Annotated in this window: 16 protein-coding genes; 8 read left to right on the forward strand and 8 right to left on the reverse strand. The window is 59.7% G+C overall.

What is annotated here, in order from left to right; genetic code table 11:
* Positions 1-29: 29 nt before the first annotated feature.
* A complete protein-coding gene (locus tag ACYZT5_RS31860) occupies positions 30-1,133 on the reverse strand; it encodes an enoyl-CoA hydratase/isomerase family protein (RefSeq protein WP_462048835.1) in 1,104 nt (367 codons plus the stop codon).
* A 132-nt stretch (positions 1,134-1,265) separates the two neighbouring features.
* On the opposite strand from ACYZT5_RS31860, the gene ung reads away from it, so the two are divergent.
* Positions 1,266-1,961, forward strand: coding sequence for a uracil-DNA glycosylase (gene ung / locus ACYZT5_RS31865; RefSeq protein WP_462048836.1), 696 nt, complete (start codon positions 1,266-1,268; stop codon positions 1,959-1,961).
* Positions 1,962-2,091: 130 nt separating this feature from the next.
* Here the strand turns inward: ung and ACYZT5_RS31870 are convergent, their stop codons facing one another.
* From ACYZT5_RS31870 to ACYZT5_RS31885, 4 genes are read right to left on the reverse strand one after another with little or no spacing between them, the layout of a single operon-like run.
* The gene (locus tag ACYZT5_RS31870; RefSeq protein WP_462048837.1) at positions 2,092-3,132 is read right to left on the reverse strand and encodes an AbrB family transcriptional regulator; all 1,041 of its coding nucleotides are present in this window, start codon (positions 3,130-3,132) and stop codon (positions 2,092-2,094) included.
* Positions 3,125-4,639, reverse strand: coding sequence for a tripartite tricarboxylate transporter permease (locus tag ACYZT5_RS31875; protein ID WP_462048838.1), 1,515 nt, complete (start codon positions 4,637-4,639; stop codon positions 3,125-3,127). Before ACYZT5_RS31875 ends, ACYZT5_RS31870 begins: the two co-directional genes overlap by 8 nt.
* A gap of 1 nt (position 4,640) precedes the next feature.
* Positions 4,641-5,099, reverse strand: a complete 459-nt coding sequence (locus tag ACYZT5_RS31880) for a tripartite tricarboxylate transporter TctB family protein (RefSeq protein WP_462048839.1) — start codon at positions 5,097-5,099, stop codon at positions 4,641-4,643.
* Between the two features lie 59 nt (positions 5,100-5,158).
* The gene (locus tag ACYZT5_RS31885; RefSeq protein WP_462048840.1) at positions 5,159-6,136 is read right to left on the reverse strand and encodes a Bug family tripartite tricarboxylate transporter substrate binding protein; all 978 of its coding nucleotides are present in this window, start codon (positions 6,134-6,136) and stop codon (positions 5,159-5,161) included.
* Positions 6,137-6,529: 393 nt separating this feature from the next.
* Here ACYZT5_RS31885 and ACYZT5_RS31890 point away from each other — a divergent pair, with 393 nt between their 5' ends.
* On the forward strand, positions 6,530-7,201 hold the full coding sequence (locus ACYZT5_RS31890) for a response regulator (RefSeq protein WP_462048841.1): 672 nt from the start codon (positions 6,530-6,532) through the stop codon (positions 7,199-7,201).
* Positions 7,194-8,582: a sensor histidine kinase gene (locus tag ACYZT5_RS31895; RefSeq protein ID WP_462048842.1), complete on the forward strand. Its 1,389-nt coding sequence runs from the start codon at positions 7,194-7,196 to the stop codon at positions 8,580-8,582. Before ACYZT5_RS31890 ends, ACYZT5_RS31895 begins: the two co-directional genes overlap by 8 nt.
* Positions 8,583-8,669: 87 nt before the next feature.
* On the opposite strand, the gene ACYZT5_RS31900 is transcribed toward ACYZT5_RS31895, so the two are convergent.
* Both ACYZT5_RS31900 and ygfZ read right to left on the reverse strand, forming a co-directional pair.
* Entirely contained in the window at positions 8,670-9,491 is an 822-nt protein-coding gene (locus ACYZT5_RS31900; protein ID WP_462048843.1) for an HDOD domain-containing protein, read from the reverse strand.
* Between the two features lie 35 nt (positions 9,492-9,526).
* Positions 9,527-10,468: a CAF17-like 4Fe-4S cluster assembly/insertion protein YgfZ gene (ygfZ, locus tag ACYZT5_RS31905; protein ID WP_462048844.1), complete on the reverse strand. Its 942-nt coding sequence runs from the start codon at positions 10,466-10,468 to the stop codon at positions 9,527-9,529.
* 148 nt (positions 10,469-10,616) lie between these two features.
* Between ygfZ and ACYZT5_RS31910 the strand changes: the two genes are divergently transcribed.
* Positions 10,617-10,871: an FAD assembly factor SdhE gene (locus tag ACYZT5_RS31910; protein WP_007944081.1), complete on the forward strand. Its 255-nt coding sequence runs from the start codon at positions 10,617-10,619 to the stop codon at positions 10,869-10,871.
* A complete protein-coding gene (locus tag ACYZT5_RS31915; RefSeq protein WP_462048845.1) occupies positions 10,855-11,307 on the forward strand; it encodes a protein YgfX in 453 nt (150 codons plus the stop codon). Before ACYZT5_RS31910 ends, ACYZT5_RS31915 begins: the two co-directional genes overlap by 17 nt.
* On the opposite strand, the gene nadB is transcribed toward ACYZT5_RS31915, so the two are convergent.
* Positions 11,276-12,892 (reverse strand): L-aspartate oxidase, encoded by a 1,617-nt coding sequence (gene nadB / locus ACYZT5_RS31920; protein ID WP_462048846.1) that lies wholly within the window; start codon positions 12,890-12,892, stop codon positions 11,276-11,278. The genes ACYZT5_RS31915 and nadB overlap by 32 nt on opposite strands.
* Before the next feature lie 559 nt (positions 12,893-13,451).
* On the opposite strand from nadB, the gene rpoE reads away from it, so the two are divergent.
* The 3 genes from rpoE to ACYZT5_RS31935 are packed head-to-tail and all read left to right on the forward strand — an operon-like array spanning position 13,452 to position 15,616.
* The gene (gene rpoE, locus ACYZT5_RS31925) at positions 13,452-14,033 is read left to right on the forward strand and encodes an RNA polymerase sigma factor RpoE (RefSeq protein ID WP_007944079.1); all 582 of its coding nucleotides are present in this window, start codon (positions 13,452-13,454) and stop codon (positions 14,031-14,033) included.
* Positions 14,034-14,063: 30 nt separating this feature from the next.
* Entirely contained in the window at positions 14,064-14,651 is a 588-nt protein-coding gene (locus tag ACYZT5_RS31930) for an RseA family anti-sigma factor (RefSeq protein WP_462048847.1), read from the forward strand.
* A gap of 8 nt (positions 14,652-14,659) precedes the next feature.
* Positions 14,660-15,616, forward strand: a complete 957-nt coding sequence (locus ACYZT5_RS31935) for a MucB/RseB C-terminal domain-containing protein (protein WP_462048848.1) — start codon at positions 14,660-14,662, stop codon at positions 15,614-15,616.
* The last annotated feature ends 91 nt before the right edge of the window (positions 15,617-15,707 follow it).

The following is a 15,707-nucleotide window of genomic DNA, read 5'->3' on the forward strand; positions in this document are numbered from 1 at the left end:
CGCTTTTTTATGCCCGGATTTCAGTACTCCTACAGGTCAGCCAGCGGATGCCGACCTTCCCAAGCCTTGTGGAAATGCGCTTGCACCACCGCATCCGGCACGTTGTTGATGTCCGGCCAGTGCCAGTGAGGTTTGTGATCCTTGTCGATCAATCGCGCGCGCACACCTTCGCTGAACTCCGGATGACGGCAGCAGTTGAGGCTCATGGTGTATTCCATCTGAAAGACTTGAGCCAACGACAGGTGCCGGGCGCGGGCAATCTGCTCCCACACCAGATGAGCGGTCAGGGGCGAGCCTTCGCTCATGGTTTTCGCGGCACGGCTGAGGAGCAGATCCGTGTTGTCGCGCAACTGACTGATGGCCTTCCAGGCGCAGCGTACCTCACTGACATCCAGCAGCTCATCGATCTGCTGGCGTCGTGGCAGCCACTGGGCTTCGGGCATTTGCGCGAGCGCTTCCTGCTGCAACGCCTTGAGCAGGCTGTTGAGCTGCATCGGCGTCTGTTCCTGCCAGTTCAATTGCAGCAGGCCTTCCATCAGCTCTTCTTGCTGTTCATCGAGCAGGAAACGGTCGGCAAGGTCCAAATCGATCGCATCGCGACCGTTCATATGGGCACCGGTCAGGCCGAGGAATAATCCGAGCTTGCCGGGCAGGCGCGACAGAAACCAACTGGCCCCGACATCCGGGTACAAACCGATACTGATCTCCGGCATTGCCAGGCGGCTGCTCGGCGTGACAATCCGGATGCTCGCCCCTTGCAGCAGCCCCATGCCGCCGCCGAGCACATAGCCATGCCCCCAGCAGATCAGCGGTTTAGGGTATGTGTGCAGATTGAAGTCCAGGCGATATTCCGCCGCAAAGAAGTGCGCGGCCAAGGGTGGCACTTCGCCTGGATGGGTGCGACAGGCTTCCACCAGGCTGCGGACTTCACCGCCGGCGCAAAAGGCTTTGGCGCCGTTGCCGCGCAGCACTACGCAGACGATTTGCGGCTCTTTGGCCCAGACCTCCAGTTGATCGCGCAAGGCGTTGATCATCGGCAAGGACAGGGCATTGAGGGATTTTTCGGCATCCAGGCTGGCGATGCCGATGCGTGCGCCGTCGGTGCCGGTGAGTTCTTCGAAGTGCAGATTCATCGTGACCTCGATCGGGAATTTGAGCGTTCAGTATGATCGCTATGCAGGAAAGTGCCGGATCTGCGTCAGATCAATTGACAAGCGTGATGGGCTTTCCTAGGGTTCGCTCCATTGTTTTTGCCGGATGTAACCATGACTGCTGACGACCGTATCAAACTCGAACCGAGCTGGAAGGAGGCACTGCGTGCCGAATTCGACCAGCCCTACATGGCAGAGTTGCGCAACTTTCTGCAAGAAGAGCGCGTGGCAGGCAAGGAAATTTACCCGCCAGGACCGATGATTTTCAATGCGCTCAATTCGACGCCGCTGGATAAGGTCAAAGTCGTCATTCTCGGCCAGGATCCGTACCACGGTCCGGGACAGGCCCACGGCTTGTGCTTCTCGGTGCAACCGGGCGTACCGGCGCCGCCGTCATTGGTGAACATCTATAAAGAGTTGAAACGCGACCTGAACATCGACATCCCGAGTCACGGCTGCCTGCAAAGCTGGGCCGATCAGGGCGTGCTGATGATCAACACCACCATGACCGTGGAACGCGCCAACGCCAACGCCCATGCGGGCAAAGGCTGGCAGCACTTTACCGATCGGATTATCGAAGTGGTCAGCGAACACCAGCCACATCTGGTGTTCCTGCTGTGGGGCGCGCATGCCCAGAGCAAGCAAAAACTGATCGACGCCACCAAGCATCTGGTGCTGACCTCAGTGCATCCATCACCGTTATCCGCTTATCGCGGCTTCCTCGGCTGCGGGCACTTCAGCCGAACCAATAAGTACCTTGAGCAGAATGGCGAGACGCCGATCGAATGGCGGTTGCCGCCGGTCGCGTAATGATCGTTCCCACGTCGAGGCGTCGAACCGTCCGCGTGGGAATGCAGCCCGGGACGCTCTGCGTCCCATCCAAAGCCGAACGCGGAGCGTCCGTTGAGGCATTCCCACGCAGAGCGTGGGAACGATCAGGTTAGCGGGCGTCGGGTTGCCGATTCCAATACTTGAACAACGGCTCCGCCAGAAACAATACAAACAACAGCCGCATCACCTGCATCGCCGTCACCAGCGGCACCGACAATTGCAGGGTCTGCGCCGTCAGGCTCATCTCCGCAATCCCGCCGGGCATCATGCCTAGCGTCAGGGAACGCAAATCCAGGTGGGTCAGCGCACTCAACCCCAATGCCGCCAGCGTGGCGATCAACATGGTCAACACCGTGCCGATCAAGGTCCGGCCCATGAACGACGGCGCACGCCGGAAAAACTGCCGATTGAAGTGACACCCCAACCCGCTGCCAATCAGCCATTGGCCGATCTGGCTGCCGCCGTTAGGCAAACCGATGTGCAGGTCCCAACCGATACTCACCGCCGCACTCACCAGCAATGGGCCGAACAGCCATGGATTGGGTTGACGAAGACGTTCCCAGAGCCACGCCGCCAAGGCGCCCGCCGGGAAGAGAAGGGCCAGCCACCACCAATTGACGGCGGACGGATGAAAAACCGGCGTGCCGCTGCCCAGCAAATACTTGAACGCCGCCGGCACACACAGCACCACCACCAACACCCGCAGACTTTGCCCCGCCGCAACACGACTGAGCGCCGCGCCGTTACGCGCGCCGAGGTTGACCATCTCCCCGGAACCGCCCGGCATGCTGGAAAAGAACGCCGTAGCGCGATCTTCACCGGTGCGCCGCATCAACCAGACCCCGACCACGGCCGACAGGCTGGTGACCAACGCACCGAAGAAGATCAGACCGAAGTGGCTCAGGACCTGCTCCATCACCACCGGGGTGAAGTGCAGGCCGATGCCGATACCGACAATCCACTGGCCGCACTTGCGGCCGCCAGGGATTTCCGCCAATTGCCAGGGTGTCAGGCAGCGCACCAGGATGATCGCCAGCAAAGAGCCGACCATCCACGGCAGTGGCCAGCCAATCTGGCTGGCCAGGTAACCGCCCAGCAGACCGATCAGCGGGGTTCCCCACCAGGCTTTGAAGGGTGTTCGATCAGACATCGGCGATGGCGCGCCGGGTGACTGAACGTTTGCGCCAGATCCGCAGGATCGGCATTAGCAACATGATTGCAGTCAGCACCCAGACACCGAAGGTGATCGGGCTCGACCAGAGGATTTCCAGCGCACCATTGGAAATCGACAGGGCGCGACGCAGGTTCTGCTCCATCAGACCTCCGAGGATGAAGCCCAACAGGACCGGCGACAACGGGAAGTCCAGCTTGCGCAGGATATAACCGAAGATGCCGATGCCGATCATCAGGAACAAGTCGAAGGTGGTGGCATGCACCGCGTAGACGCCGATCCCGGTGATGATCGCAATCACTGGCACCAGCGCCCAGTTCGGCACGGCAAGGATGCGGGTGAAGATGCGGATCATCGGGATGTTGAGGATCACCAGCATGATGTTGGCGACGAACAACGAAGCGATCAGGCCCCAGACGATGTCGGGTTGCTGTTGAAACAGCAGCGGCCCCGGGGTGATGTTGTACAGCGACAGAGCGCCGATCATCACCGCCGTGGTGCCCGAGCCCGGAACACCGAGGGTCAGCATCGGCACCAGTGCACCGCAGGCTGCGCCACCGATGGCGGTTTCCGGCGCCGCGAGGCCACGCATGTCGCCTTGGCCGAACGTGCCTTTGGCACCGGCGATGCGTTTCTCGGTCATGTAGGCCACGGCGCTGGCGAGCGTCGCGCCGGCACCCGGCAACACGCCCATGATGAAGCCCAGCACACCACAACGAATGTTCACCACGAACACCGCCGACGCTTCCTTGAAGTTGAACATCATCCGGCCGGTAGCTTTCACCGCTTCCTGGCCGCGATGGGTTTTTTCCAGCAGCAGAAGGATTTCACTGATGGAGAACAAGCCCAGTACCAGCACAACGAACTGAATGCCGTCAGTCAAATGGATGTTGTCCCCGGTGAAACGGTACACGCCGCTGTTGGCATCGATCCCGACGGTCGACAAAAACAAACCGATCAGCGCGGCGATAAAGGTCTTCAGTGGTCGATCACCGGCCATGCCGCCCAGGCAGACAATCGCGAACACCATCAGCACGAAATACTCCGCCGGTCCAAAGGCAATCGCCCATTTCGCCAGCAGCGGGGCGAACAGCACCATGCCGCAAGTCGCGATGAACGCACCGATGAACGAACTCCACGCCGACAGCGACAACGCTACACCGGCCAGGCCTTTGCGGGCCATCGGATAACCGTCGAGGGTGGTCATGACGGTGGAGGCTTCGCCCGGAATGTTCAGCAGGATCGAGCTGATCCGGCCACCGTATTCACAACCCAGGTACACCGCCGCCAGCAGGATCAGCGCCGACTCCGGTGGTAGACCGAGGGCGAACGCGATCGGAATCAGCAACGCCACGCCGTTGATCGGGCCCAGGCCTGGCAACAGCCCGACGACGGTGCCGATCAGGGTGCCGCACAGCGCGGTCACAAGGTTGTACGGGCTCAGCGCGACGCCGAAGCCCTGACCCAAATAGCCAAGAGTATCCATATCAGTTCTCCAGAACGTCGAGCACGCCCAGCGGCAGTGGCACGTCCATCACCTTGTCGAACAGCAGATAAAGACCGATCGCCATCAGGCTGATGATCACCGTACTGGGCAGCCAGCGGCCGCCATACAGGCGTGCCATCGGGATTCCAATCAGAATGCTGGCGACGATGAAACCAAGGGGTTCGAAGGTCCCGGCGAACACCAGCAATAGCACGACGCAGATGCCAATTTTGTTCAGGGTTTCACGATCGAGTTTCGGGTCATCGTCACTGTGCACGATCGGCGTCGGACGAAACACCATGTACAGCAGACCAAGGCCCATCAGGCCGAGCATCAACAGCGGGAAGGCTCGCGGCCCCACCGGTTCGTAGGAAAAAGACGCTTGATACGGCCACGCCATCAGCGCCAGGCCAACACAGGCCAGCAACAGCACCGAAGCGAAAATGCGTTGTAAAAGCATGGGAAACTCCTGTGCCGCGGCCCCGCAGAACGGGGGGCGCAGCCGCTAGACAGAGGCGATCACTGAATCAGGCCGAACTCTTTGGCCAGCACTTTGTAGTCCGCGACCTGCTTCTTCACGTAGGTGTCCAGCTCCGGGCCGGTCATGGCGAACGGGAAGAGCTCACGTTGATCGCGCAGCTTGGCGAACTCCTCGGACGCCAACAGTTTGTCGAAGGCGTCTTTCCACCAGGCGTAGTCTTCGTCGCTGACTTTTGGCCCGAGGTAGAAGCCGCGAACCACTGGCCAGACGATGTCGTAGCCTTGCTCTTTGGCGGTCGGAATGTCTTTCATTTCCGGCTCGTCCAGACGCTTCTCGGAGAACACGGCCAGCAAGCGCATGTCCCCGCTCTGGATGTGCGGCATGGAGTCGGAGATGTCGGTGCTGCCAACCTGGATGTGACCGCCGAGCAGGGCGGTGGCGATTTCACCACCGCCTTCGAGGGCGACGTAACGCAGGTCGCGCGGGTTGATCCCGGCAGCCTTGGCGATCAGGGCGGTTTGCATCCAGTCCTGGCTGCCGACGGTGCCGCCGGAGCCGATCACCACTTTGCTCGGATCTTTCTTCAACGCCTGAACCAGATCGTCCAGAGTCTTATAAGGCGAATCGCTTTTCACCGCGATGGCGCCATAGCTTGTTCCAACCGCCGCCAGCCAGCGCACGGCGTTTTCATCGAAACGACCGAACTTGCCTTGGGCCAGGTTCAGCAGCGAACCGCTGGACCACGCCACCAGCGTGCCGGCGTCGGCCGGACGCTGAGCGACCACCGCGTTGTACGCCACCGCGCCGACACCGCCGGGCATGTAGGTCACGCGCATCGGTTTGGTCAGCAGCTTCTGATTGACCAGCGCGCTTTGCGCCAGTTTGCAGGTCAGGTCGAAACCGCCGCCTGGCGAGGCCGGGGCGATGCATTCCGGGCGTTTGGGCTCGGCCATCAGTTGGCCGGCGAACAGCATACAGCTGGCGGCGAGGGCGAAACGGCGCATCGATCGATTCATGGTGGTCTCCACGGGAGTTATTGTTTTTGGGGATGATTCAGGTGCGACGATTTCGCGCCGTGCAGCCGGCTTCGGCGCCGGCACGCATAAACGATGGGAATCGGAAGAAGGGGTGGGGCGGGCAAGCCTGAAGCTGTATGGATAGCATGGTGCAGTACCTCGTTATTGTTCTTATTGGCGAAAACGCATCAAGGCGTTTTTCGGGAGCTACATTTCAAAGCACGATTGGATGGCTTGCAGACGAAACCATCCGTGGGTCGACTCTAACGGTCGAACCTTTCACTAACCTTTCAGCTGGCTTTCACGGATTTTCAGGCTTCACAGTGGCGGATGCCGCTGTAAACTCCGCGCCTAAAGAATGGCGTCGACCATCCCTGAATGAGGTAAAGATCCATGCGTGTTCTGCTCGTCGAAGACCATCTGCAGCTCGCCGAAAGTGTCGCCCAGGCGCTCAAGAGCACCGGGCTGACCGTGGATGTGCTGCACGACGGTGTGGCGGCCGACCTGGCGTTGAGCAGCGAGGGATACGCCATGGCGATCCTCGACGTCGGCCTGCCGCGCATGGATGGTTTCGAAGTGCTGGCGCGCCTGCGGGCGCGGGGCAAGAACCTGCCGGTGTTGATGCTGACCGCTCGCAGCGACGTCAAGGATCGGGTCCACGGCCTGAACCTCGGCGCTGACGATTACCTGGCCAAACCTTTCGAACTGACCGAACTCGAGGCCCGGGTCAAAGCCTTGCTGCGCCGCAGTGTGCTCGGCGGTGAACGCCAGCAACGCTGCGGCGTGCTGGCCTATGACCTGGACACTCGGCGCTTCACCCTCGGCGAAGAACTGCTGACCCTGACCTCTCGCGAACAGGCAGTGCTCGAAGCCCTGATCGCCCGTCCCGGTCGGGTGATGAGCAAGGAGCAACTGGCTGCCCAAGTGTTCGGTCTGGACGAAGAGGCCAGCCCCGACGCCATCGAGATCTATGTCCATCGCCTGCGCAAGAAGCTCGACGGTCAACCGGTCGTCATCGTGACCTTCCGCGGTCTCGGCTACTTGCTGGAAAGCCGCGATGCATAAGCCCAGCAGCCTGCGCTGGCGGTTGCTGTGGAATCTGGCGCTGTTGCTGGTGGTGTTGATGCTGGCCAGTGGTTTGAGCGCTTACTGGAACGGCCGCGAAGCCGCCGACACCGCCTATGACCGGACCTTGCTGGCGTCGGCGCGGACTATCGCCGCCGGTGTCTCCCAGCGCGACGGCTCGCTGAGCGCTGACGTGCCGTACGTCGCCCTCGATACCTTCGCGTACGACAGCGCGGGGCGGATTTTTTACCTGGTCAATGACATCAATCAGAAGTTGATCTCGGGCTACGAAAACCTTCCGCCACCACCACCAGGGACGCCGCGCACCGATGACTATCCGGCACTGGCGCGTTTCTATAACGCCAAATACCAGGGGCAGAACGTACGCGTGGTGAGCCTGCTCAAACCTGTGAGCGAGCCGAACATGAACGGCATGGCGGAAATTCGCGTGGCGGAAACCGATGAAGCGCGGGTCAGCATGGCCCGCAGCCTGGCAGCGGACACGCTGTTGCGTCTGGGCATGCTGGCGGTCGGCGCGTTGTTGATGGTGTGGTTTGCGGTCAGCGCGGCGCTGCGTCCGCTGGAACGCTTGCGCACGGCGGTGGAGGAGCGGCAGTTGGACGATCTGCGGCCGTTGCCGCTGGTGGAAGTGCAGCACGAATTGTGGCCACTGGTGCGCGCGCTCAATCACTTTACCGAGCGCCTGCGCGGGCAGTTCGAGCGTCAGGCGCAGTTCATCGCCGATGCCGCCCATGAATTGCGCACGCCCCTGGCGGCGCTCAAGGCGCGACTCGAGCTGGGTCTGCGTTCGAGCGAACCCCAAACCTGGCGCAGCACGTTGGAAACCGCCGCCCAAGGTACGGACCGATTGACCCACCTTGCCAATCAATTGCTCTCGCTGGCACGGGTCGAAAATGGCGCCCGGGCCATCGCCGAGGGGGGCGCGCAGTTGCTTGACCTCAGTCAGCTGGCTCGCGAACTCGGCATGGCCATGGCGCCGCTGGCCCACGCCCGCGGTGTGGCGCTGGCGCTGGAAGCGGACGAACCGGTGTGGTTACGTGGCGAGCCAACGCTGTTAAACGAACTGTTGAGCAATCTGGTGGATAACGCGCTGGCCCATACACCGCCGGGTGGCAATGTCATTCTTCGGGTCACGGCACCGGCAGTGTTGGAGGTCGAGGACGATGGCCCGGGGATTCCTCTTGAAGAGCGCGATCGGGTGTTCGAGCGCTTTTACCGGCGCAACCAGCAGGTGGCCGGTTCGGGGTTGGGGCTGGCGATTGTCGGCGAGATCTGCCGCGCACACCTGGCGCAGATCAGCCTGCACGATGGAGAGCAGGCGGGGCTGAAGGTGCGGGTGAGTTTCATTGCCGGGGAGTGATGGTGCCTGTTATGGCCTCTTCGCGGGCGAGCCTCGCTCCTACAGGTTTGTGATGACCTGTAGGAGCGAGGCTTGCCCGCGAAGCTTTTAATAAAACATCGACCGCGACTCTTCCAGATCGCGGCACATCGCCTCGTTTTCCGGATCAATCCCCAGCTTCTTGAACGCCGGCACGCTGAATGTGTCGATACGGGCGAGGGGATGGTCGGTGTCCTTGTGGCAATACAGGCTGGCCACTTGCACCAGATCGACATAATCGACCCGCTTGGACTGTCGCTTGAAGTCCAGATAAAGCCCCGGCACCTGTACCAGCATTTCCGGAAACTCCCAGACCCTGAGCAATTTGTCGCCGATCCACGGATGAATCTGATCGATCACATGGTTGAGGCTGACCGGGTCAGACAGCAGTTCATAGTGATCTTCGGCGTAGGTCAGGATCGGCAGCACACCGATCTGGTGCACCAGTCCGCCAAGGGCTGCCTGATCGGGTTTTAGTTGGGTGTAGCGGCGGCACAGGGCGTAACTGACTCCGGCGATTTCCAGGCTTTTGCGCCAGACTTCGCGCATTTTCTGTTCCACCACCTCGGAGCGGGCATGGAAAATCTGCTCCATGACCAGACCGATGGCCAGGTTGCTGCTGTAATTGACGCCCAGTCGAGTGATCGCGGTGTGCAGGTCAGTGACTTCCTGGGTCGCGCGCAACAGCGGGCTATTGACCACTTTGATCAGGCGCGCCGACAGCGCGGTATCGCGGCCGATCACTTTGCTCAAGGTGCTGACACTGATTTCCGGGTCTTCTGCGGCCTTGCGAATCTGCAGGGCCACTTCCGGTAACGTTGGCAGAACCAGGTCATCGTTATCGATGGCCTCAACCAAATCCTGTTGGACCTTTTCCGCCAGCTCGCTCATTTCTTTTCTCTAGGGTGTTGCAACAAATACGGCAATTAACGCTGGATTTCGCGATCGCGATCCAGTTGGTAAGGCAGGTCGAGCAGGTGCAGGGCGGGACCTTCGAGCACACCCACGTGGATGTCGCCGGCTTCTGCGGCTTCGGCTTGCAGCACGGCCAGGAGTTCAATGTTGTGCTCGGCGCGGGCGGCCAGCACCACTTCACCAATAGAACTGCCGTGGGTTGGGGAGAACAGTGGTGTGCCAGGTTCAGGCAACTCGTTGGCATCCAGTTTCAGGCGATACAAGCGGCGCTTGAGCTTGCCCAGGTACTGCATGCGCGCGACGATTTCCTGGCCGGTGTAGCAACCTTTCTTGAAGCTCACGCCACCAACGGCTTGCAGATTGAGCATCTGCGGGATGAACAACTCGCGAGTGCTCGGCATGACCTGACCGATCCCTGCGCGGATCTGGCCTAGCAGCCATTGATTCAGATCGCCTTCGGCCAACAGGGCGGATAGCTTGCCCTTGATGAGGTCGGCCTGGTCGGCGGCGACCCAGAGTTCGGCACGATCCGGAGAGACGCGAATGGCGATCAGGCCGTCATTGCGCACGACGCTGTCGGTGTCTGCCGGCAGCTCAAGTCCCAGGCTGATCAGCACAGCCTCACCATGATCGACGCCGAAGCGGACCCAGGCAGCGCTTTCGTCGGTCAGTTTGGATTTGGAGAACACCGCGTACTTTTTCAGGTCCGCCAGTTGCGGCTCCAGCAACTCGGTGGCCATGGCCATTAGAACGCCATCGCCTTCCAGCAGGATGCGGAAGCTCGACTGCATCCGGCCTTTCTGTGTGCAGCGGGCGCCGAGGCTGGCCTGGGTTTCGCTCAGGTAATTGAGGTTGCAGGTCAATTGGCCTTGCAGGAATTTGCTGGCATCCGCGCCGCGTACTGCGAGAACGCCTTCATGAGACAGGGTGCAGAAAAAAGCAGAATCGGCCATGGGTCATCGCAGGGTAAAGAGTCTGGGGGACATCATAAGGGGGCGCTCTTGAAATGGGTAGTTCACAAAGGATCGTTGTGCCCGACCAAAGCCGAGTGTCCGACTCTGCCTGGGGCTGTATACTTGCCGCCTATTTGAGGAGCGCTCCATGGTCGAAGATGTTGAACTGAATCGCCTCTACTGGCACAGCCGCCGCGGCATGCTTGAACTTGACGTGTTGCTGGTGCCGTTCGTGAAAGAGGTCTATCCGCACCTCAATGATGTCGACCGCGATTGCTACCGCAAGCTGCTCGAATGCGAAGATCAGGACATGTTCGGCTGGTTCATGGAACGCGCCGAATCGGAAGATCCGGAGCTTCAACGCATGGTTCGCATGATCCTGGATCGTGTCCAGCCCAAGTAATGCGTTCGAATGCCGCTGGCATGCCTCACGGCAGTTGCTGGCGGCGTATCTGCTGGCCCAGCTATTCGCGTTGGGTTCGCTGTTTCTTCTCGCTATTCCAGTCTGGGCCAGTCTGCTCGGCGTTGTTCTGTGCGTGGCTCATGGCTGTTGGGCATTTCCGAGGCAGATTCTGCTGACGCACCCACAGGCATTCCGCGGCTTGCGTCGCGATGCCGATGGCTGGCAGTTATGGAATCAGGCTTCAGGTTGGCAGCCAGTGCAGTTGCGACCGGACAGCCTGGCCTTGCCATTGATTGTGGTGCTGCGTTTTCGACTGCGAGACGAGCGGCGGGTCAGATCAATCTGCGTTCCCCGCGACTCGCAGGCGACGGATCTGCACCGACGCCTGCGGGTTCGGCTCACGTTCAGTCGACGTAGGTGGGCGGCACCAGAATAGTGTCCAGGGCGACCGGCAACATGTTCGGATAGTCGAGGGTGTAATGCAGGCCGCGACTTTCCTTGCGCTCCATGGCGGACTGGATCATCAGCTCGGCCACTTGCGCCAGGTTACGCAATTCGATCAAATCGCGACTGACCTTGTAGTTGCTGTAGAACTCATCGATTTCGTCCAGCAGCAGCCGCACGCGGTGCTGTGCCCGTTGCAAGCGCTTGTTGGTACGCACGATGCCGACATAGTCCCACATGAATCGCCGCAGTTCGTCCCAGTTGTGCGCAATGATCACGTCCTCGTCGGAGTCGGTGACTTGGCTCGCATCCCAGACGGGCAGGGCGATCGGAATCGAAACCTGTGGAAGCTGCTCAAGAATGTCCGCCGCCGCCGAGCGCGCATAAACGAAACACTCCAGCAACGAGTTGCTGGCCATGCGGTTGGCGCCGTGCAGGCCGGTGAAGCTGGTTTCGCCAATGGCATATAACCCCGGCACGTCGGTGCGACCATGCTGGTCGACCATCACACCGCCGCAGGTGTAATGCGCCGCTGGCACCACCGGAATCGGTTGCTTGGTGATGTCGATGGAGAATTCGAGGCAGCGTTCGTACACCGTAGGGAAGTGAGTCTTGATGAACGCTTCCGGCTTGTGGCTGATGTCCAGATAGACGCAGTCGACGCCCAGACGCTTCATTTCATGGTCGATGGCCCGGGCGACGATGTCCCGTGGCGCCAGCTCGGCGCGAGGGTCGAAGCGCTGCATGAAGCGTTCACCGTTGGGCAGCTTCAGGTGTGCGCCTTCGCCACGCAGGGCTTCGGTGACCAGGAAGCTTTTGGCTTGCGGGTGATACAAGCAAGTGGGGTGGAACTGGTTGAACTCCAGATTCGCCACCCGGCAGCCCGAACGCCAGGCCATGGCGATGCCATCACCGCAGGCGCCGTCGGGGTTGCTGGTATAGAGGTAGACCTTTGCTGCGCCACCCGACGCGAGGATCACAAAGCGAGCGCCGTAGGTATCGACTTCACCGGTCCCGCGATTGAGGACGTAGGCGCCGAGGCAGCGATCACCTTCAAGGCCAAGGCGCTTTTCGGTGATCAGATCGATCGCGACTCGTTGCTCCAGCAGCTCGATGTTCGGTCGTTGCCTGGCCTTGTCGAGCAAGGTTCTGAAAATCGCTGCACCCGTGGCATCGGCGGCATGGATGATGCGCCGATGACTATGACCGCCTTCGCGGGTCAGGTGAAACTCAAATCCACCATCTTCGGTTCCGGACTGTTCATCGCGGGTGAAGGGCACGCCTTGGTCGATCAGCCATTGAATCGCCTCTTTACTGTGCTCGACGGTAAAGCGCACGGCGTCTTCGTGGCACAGGCCGCCGCCGGCATTGAGGGTGTCATCGACATGTGACTCAACGGTGTCGGTGTCATCCAGGACGGCGGCGACGCCACCCTGGGCCCAGAAAGTCGAGCCATTGGCGAGGTCGCCTTTGCTCAGTACGGCAATGCGCAAATGACCGGGCAAGGTCAGCGCAAGGCTCAAGCCGGCAGCACCGCTGCCAATGACCAGTACATCGTGTTGAAACTGTTGGCTCATTTCAGGATTCCGCTCAAAGCGACCTGGGTCGGGGTTGGCGCAAGACACCTGGATCGGCGAGTCAAGACAGCCACACAGCCCACTAGTATATAGAGGGGGGGAGCGGCACAATAGCCGAGCCCACATGGCATTGTGAAACTACTGTGACGGAAAAGACTGGACGCTTCGTCGGATGTTTTTTTCACCGGTTCGGCGACAAGAAGACTGTATCGTGGATTTAACAGTCTTTTTCTCTTCACGGTTGCACAATGTCGGTCTTGCGCAGCTATAAATATTTGGAACTTTTGCCAAAGGCCCAAGATCAATAGACCGTTGCCTGATTTAAGGGACAGTGTCGGCTTCAACGCGGGATCTGTGGATTGATCCTTGCCGGCGAATCCGATGACAAGATTATTCGCGCAGCCGGGTTAACCCGAGCTGCGCTTTTCGTGCGTGCCAAATCAGAGCCCGCAGGAAACTTGCTTGGAGGGGGAGAACTTTTGCGAAAAGCCCGAGTCTATGTTTGCAAGTCTGGTCGTTTAGGTATGCAAGCCTCCTCCGAGCTTATCGAGGAGTGTTCATGCTAACCCAGGAAGAGGATCAGCAGCTGGTCGAACGCGTTCAGCGCGGCGACAAGCGAGCTTTTGATCTGTTAGTGCTGAAATACCAGCACAAAATTCTCGGGTTGATCGTGCGTTTCGTGCACGACACCCATGAAGCCCAGGATGTGGCGCAGGAAGCCTTCATCAAGGCGTACCGTGCACTTGGAAATTTTCGCGGAGACAGCGCGTTTTATACGTGGCTTTACCGCATCGCCATCAACACGGCGAAAAACTATCTGGTTTCACGCGGCCGTCGGCCGCCGGATAGCGATGTCAGTTCCGAGGATGCAGAGTTCTACGATGGCGATCATGGCCTCAAGGATCTCGAGTCGCCAGAGCGTGCATTGCTGCGGGATGAGATCGAAGGCACCGTCCATCGAACCATTCAGCAACTGCCAGAAGATTTGCGTACGGCGTTAACTTTACGTGAATTCGATGGTCTGAGTTACGAGGACATTGCGGCCGTCATGCAATGTCCGGTGGGTACCGTGCGCTCCCGGATTTTCCGCGCTCGGGAGGCCATCGATAAAGCCCTGCAGCCGTTGTTGCAGGAAAACTGAGACAGCGGCGACAGCCAAGAGAGGAACGCCATGAGTCGTGAAGCCCTGCAGGAATCGCTGTCCGCAGTGATGGATAACGAAGCGGACGAATTGGAATTGCGTCGGGTATTGAATGCCTTTGACAATGTTGAAACCCGTGAAACATGGGCTCGTTATCAGATCGCTCGGGCAGTGATGCACAAGGATCTGCTGCTTCCACGTCTGGATATCGCTGCGGCAGTTTCCGCTGCGCTGGCTGACGAAGCCGTACCGGCAAAAGCCTCCCGTGGTCCATGGCGCAGCCTGGGTCGTCTGGCAGTCGCAGCTTCGGTCACCGTCGCCGTATTGGCAGGTGTTCGTCTGTATAACCAGGACGAGATCGCTGGTGTCGAGTTGGCTCAGCAATCCAGTCAACCGGGTCTGGCCGTTCCTCAGGTCAAGGGTCCAGCTGTTTTGGCAGGCTACAATGAGAGTTCGGAAGCCACTGGTCCTATGGCCAACGGCGTATTGCAAGGTCAGCCAGGCTGGCACGATCAGCGTATGCCAGGCTACTTGCGCCAACATGCTCAACAGGCTGCACTGAAAGGTACTGAGAGCGCTCTGCCTTATGCTCGTGCAGCAAGTCTGGAAAACCGTTAAGGAGGATCATGCGCGCCATACCTCTACTTACGCTTCTGCTCGGTGGCTGGTTTATTGTTCCAGCCCATGCTGATGAAGCCCAGGACTGGTTGACCCGTCTGGGCCAAGCCGAGCAACAGCAAAGCTTTCACGGTACATTCGTCTACGAGCGTAACGGTAGTTTTTCTACCCACAACATCTGGCACCGCGTCCAGGATGGCAAGGTCCGCGAGCGTTTACTCCAGCTCGACGGCTCGGCACAGGAAGTCGTGCGCATTGATGGGCATACTCAATGCGTCAGCGGCACCCTGATAGCAGGGCTTGGGGATTCCCCCAATTCCGCTGCTCGTGCACTCGATCCACAAAAGCTAAAGAATTGGTACGATCTTGCCGTTATTGGCAAATCGCGTGTGGCCGGGCGTGCGGCAGTGATCGTTTCACTGACACCTCGCGACCAACACCGTTACGGTTTTGAATTGCATCTGGATAAAGAAACCGGCCTGCCTCTCAAATCATTGCTTCTGAATGAAAGAGGGCAATTGCTGGAGCGATTCCAGTTCACCCAACTGGATACCGCCGATGTTCCGTCCGACAGCGACTTGCAGCCTGGCGCCGATTGCAAAATTGTTGCCCTCGACAGCGACAAGGCTTCTGCGATCAAGACGGCTCAGGTATGGCGTTCGGACTGGTTACCGCCTGGTTTCGAGCTGACGAGTAGTACATCGCGCAAGGATCCAGAGACCAAAACCCAAGTCAACAGTCTGATGTATGACGATGGTCTGGCCCGTTTCTCGGTTTTCCTGGAACCGTTGAATGGCGCAACAGTCACTGATACTCGCACCCAGTTGGGGCCGACCGTTGCAGTTTCCCGACGCTTGACTACCCCGCAAGGTGACATGATGGTGACCGTGGTCGGTGAGATTCCGATTGGCACCGCTGAGCGGATTGCGCTATCCATGCGCTCCGACGCCACTGCAACCAAGTAGTGAGCTGTATCGAAATGTTTGGTGAGCATTTCAACTTGCAAATATCTCCGAATTTTTCTATAGGTCAGAGCCCCTCGGCTCTGGCCTTGTT

Source organism: Pseudomonas sp. LB3P14 (assembly GCF_054898045.1).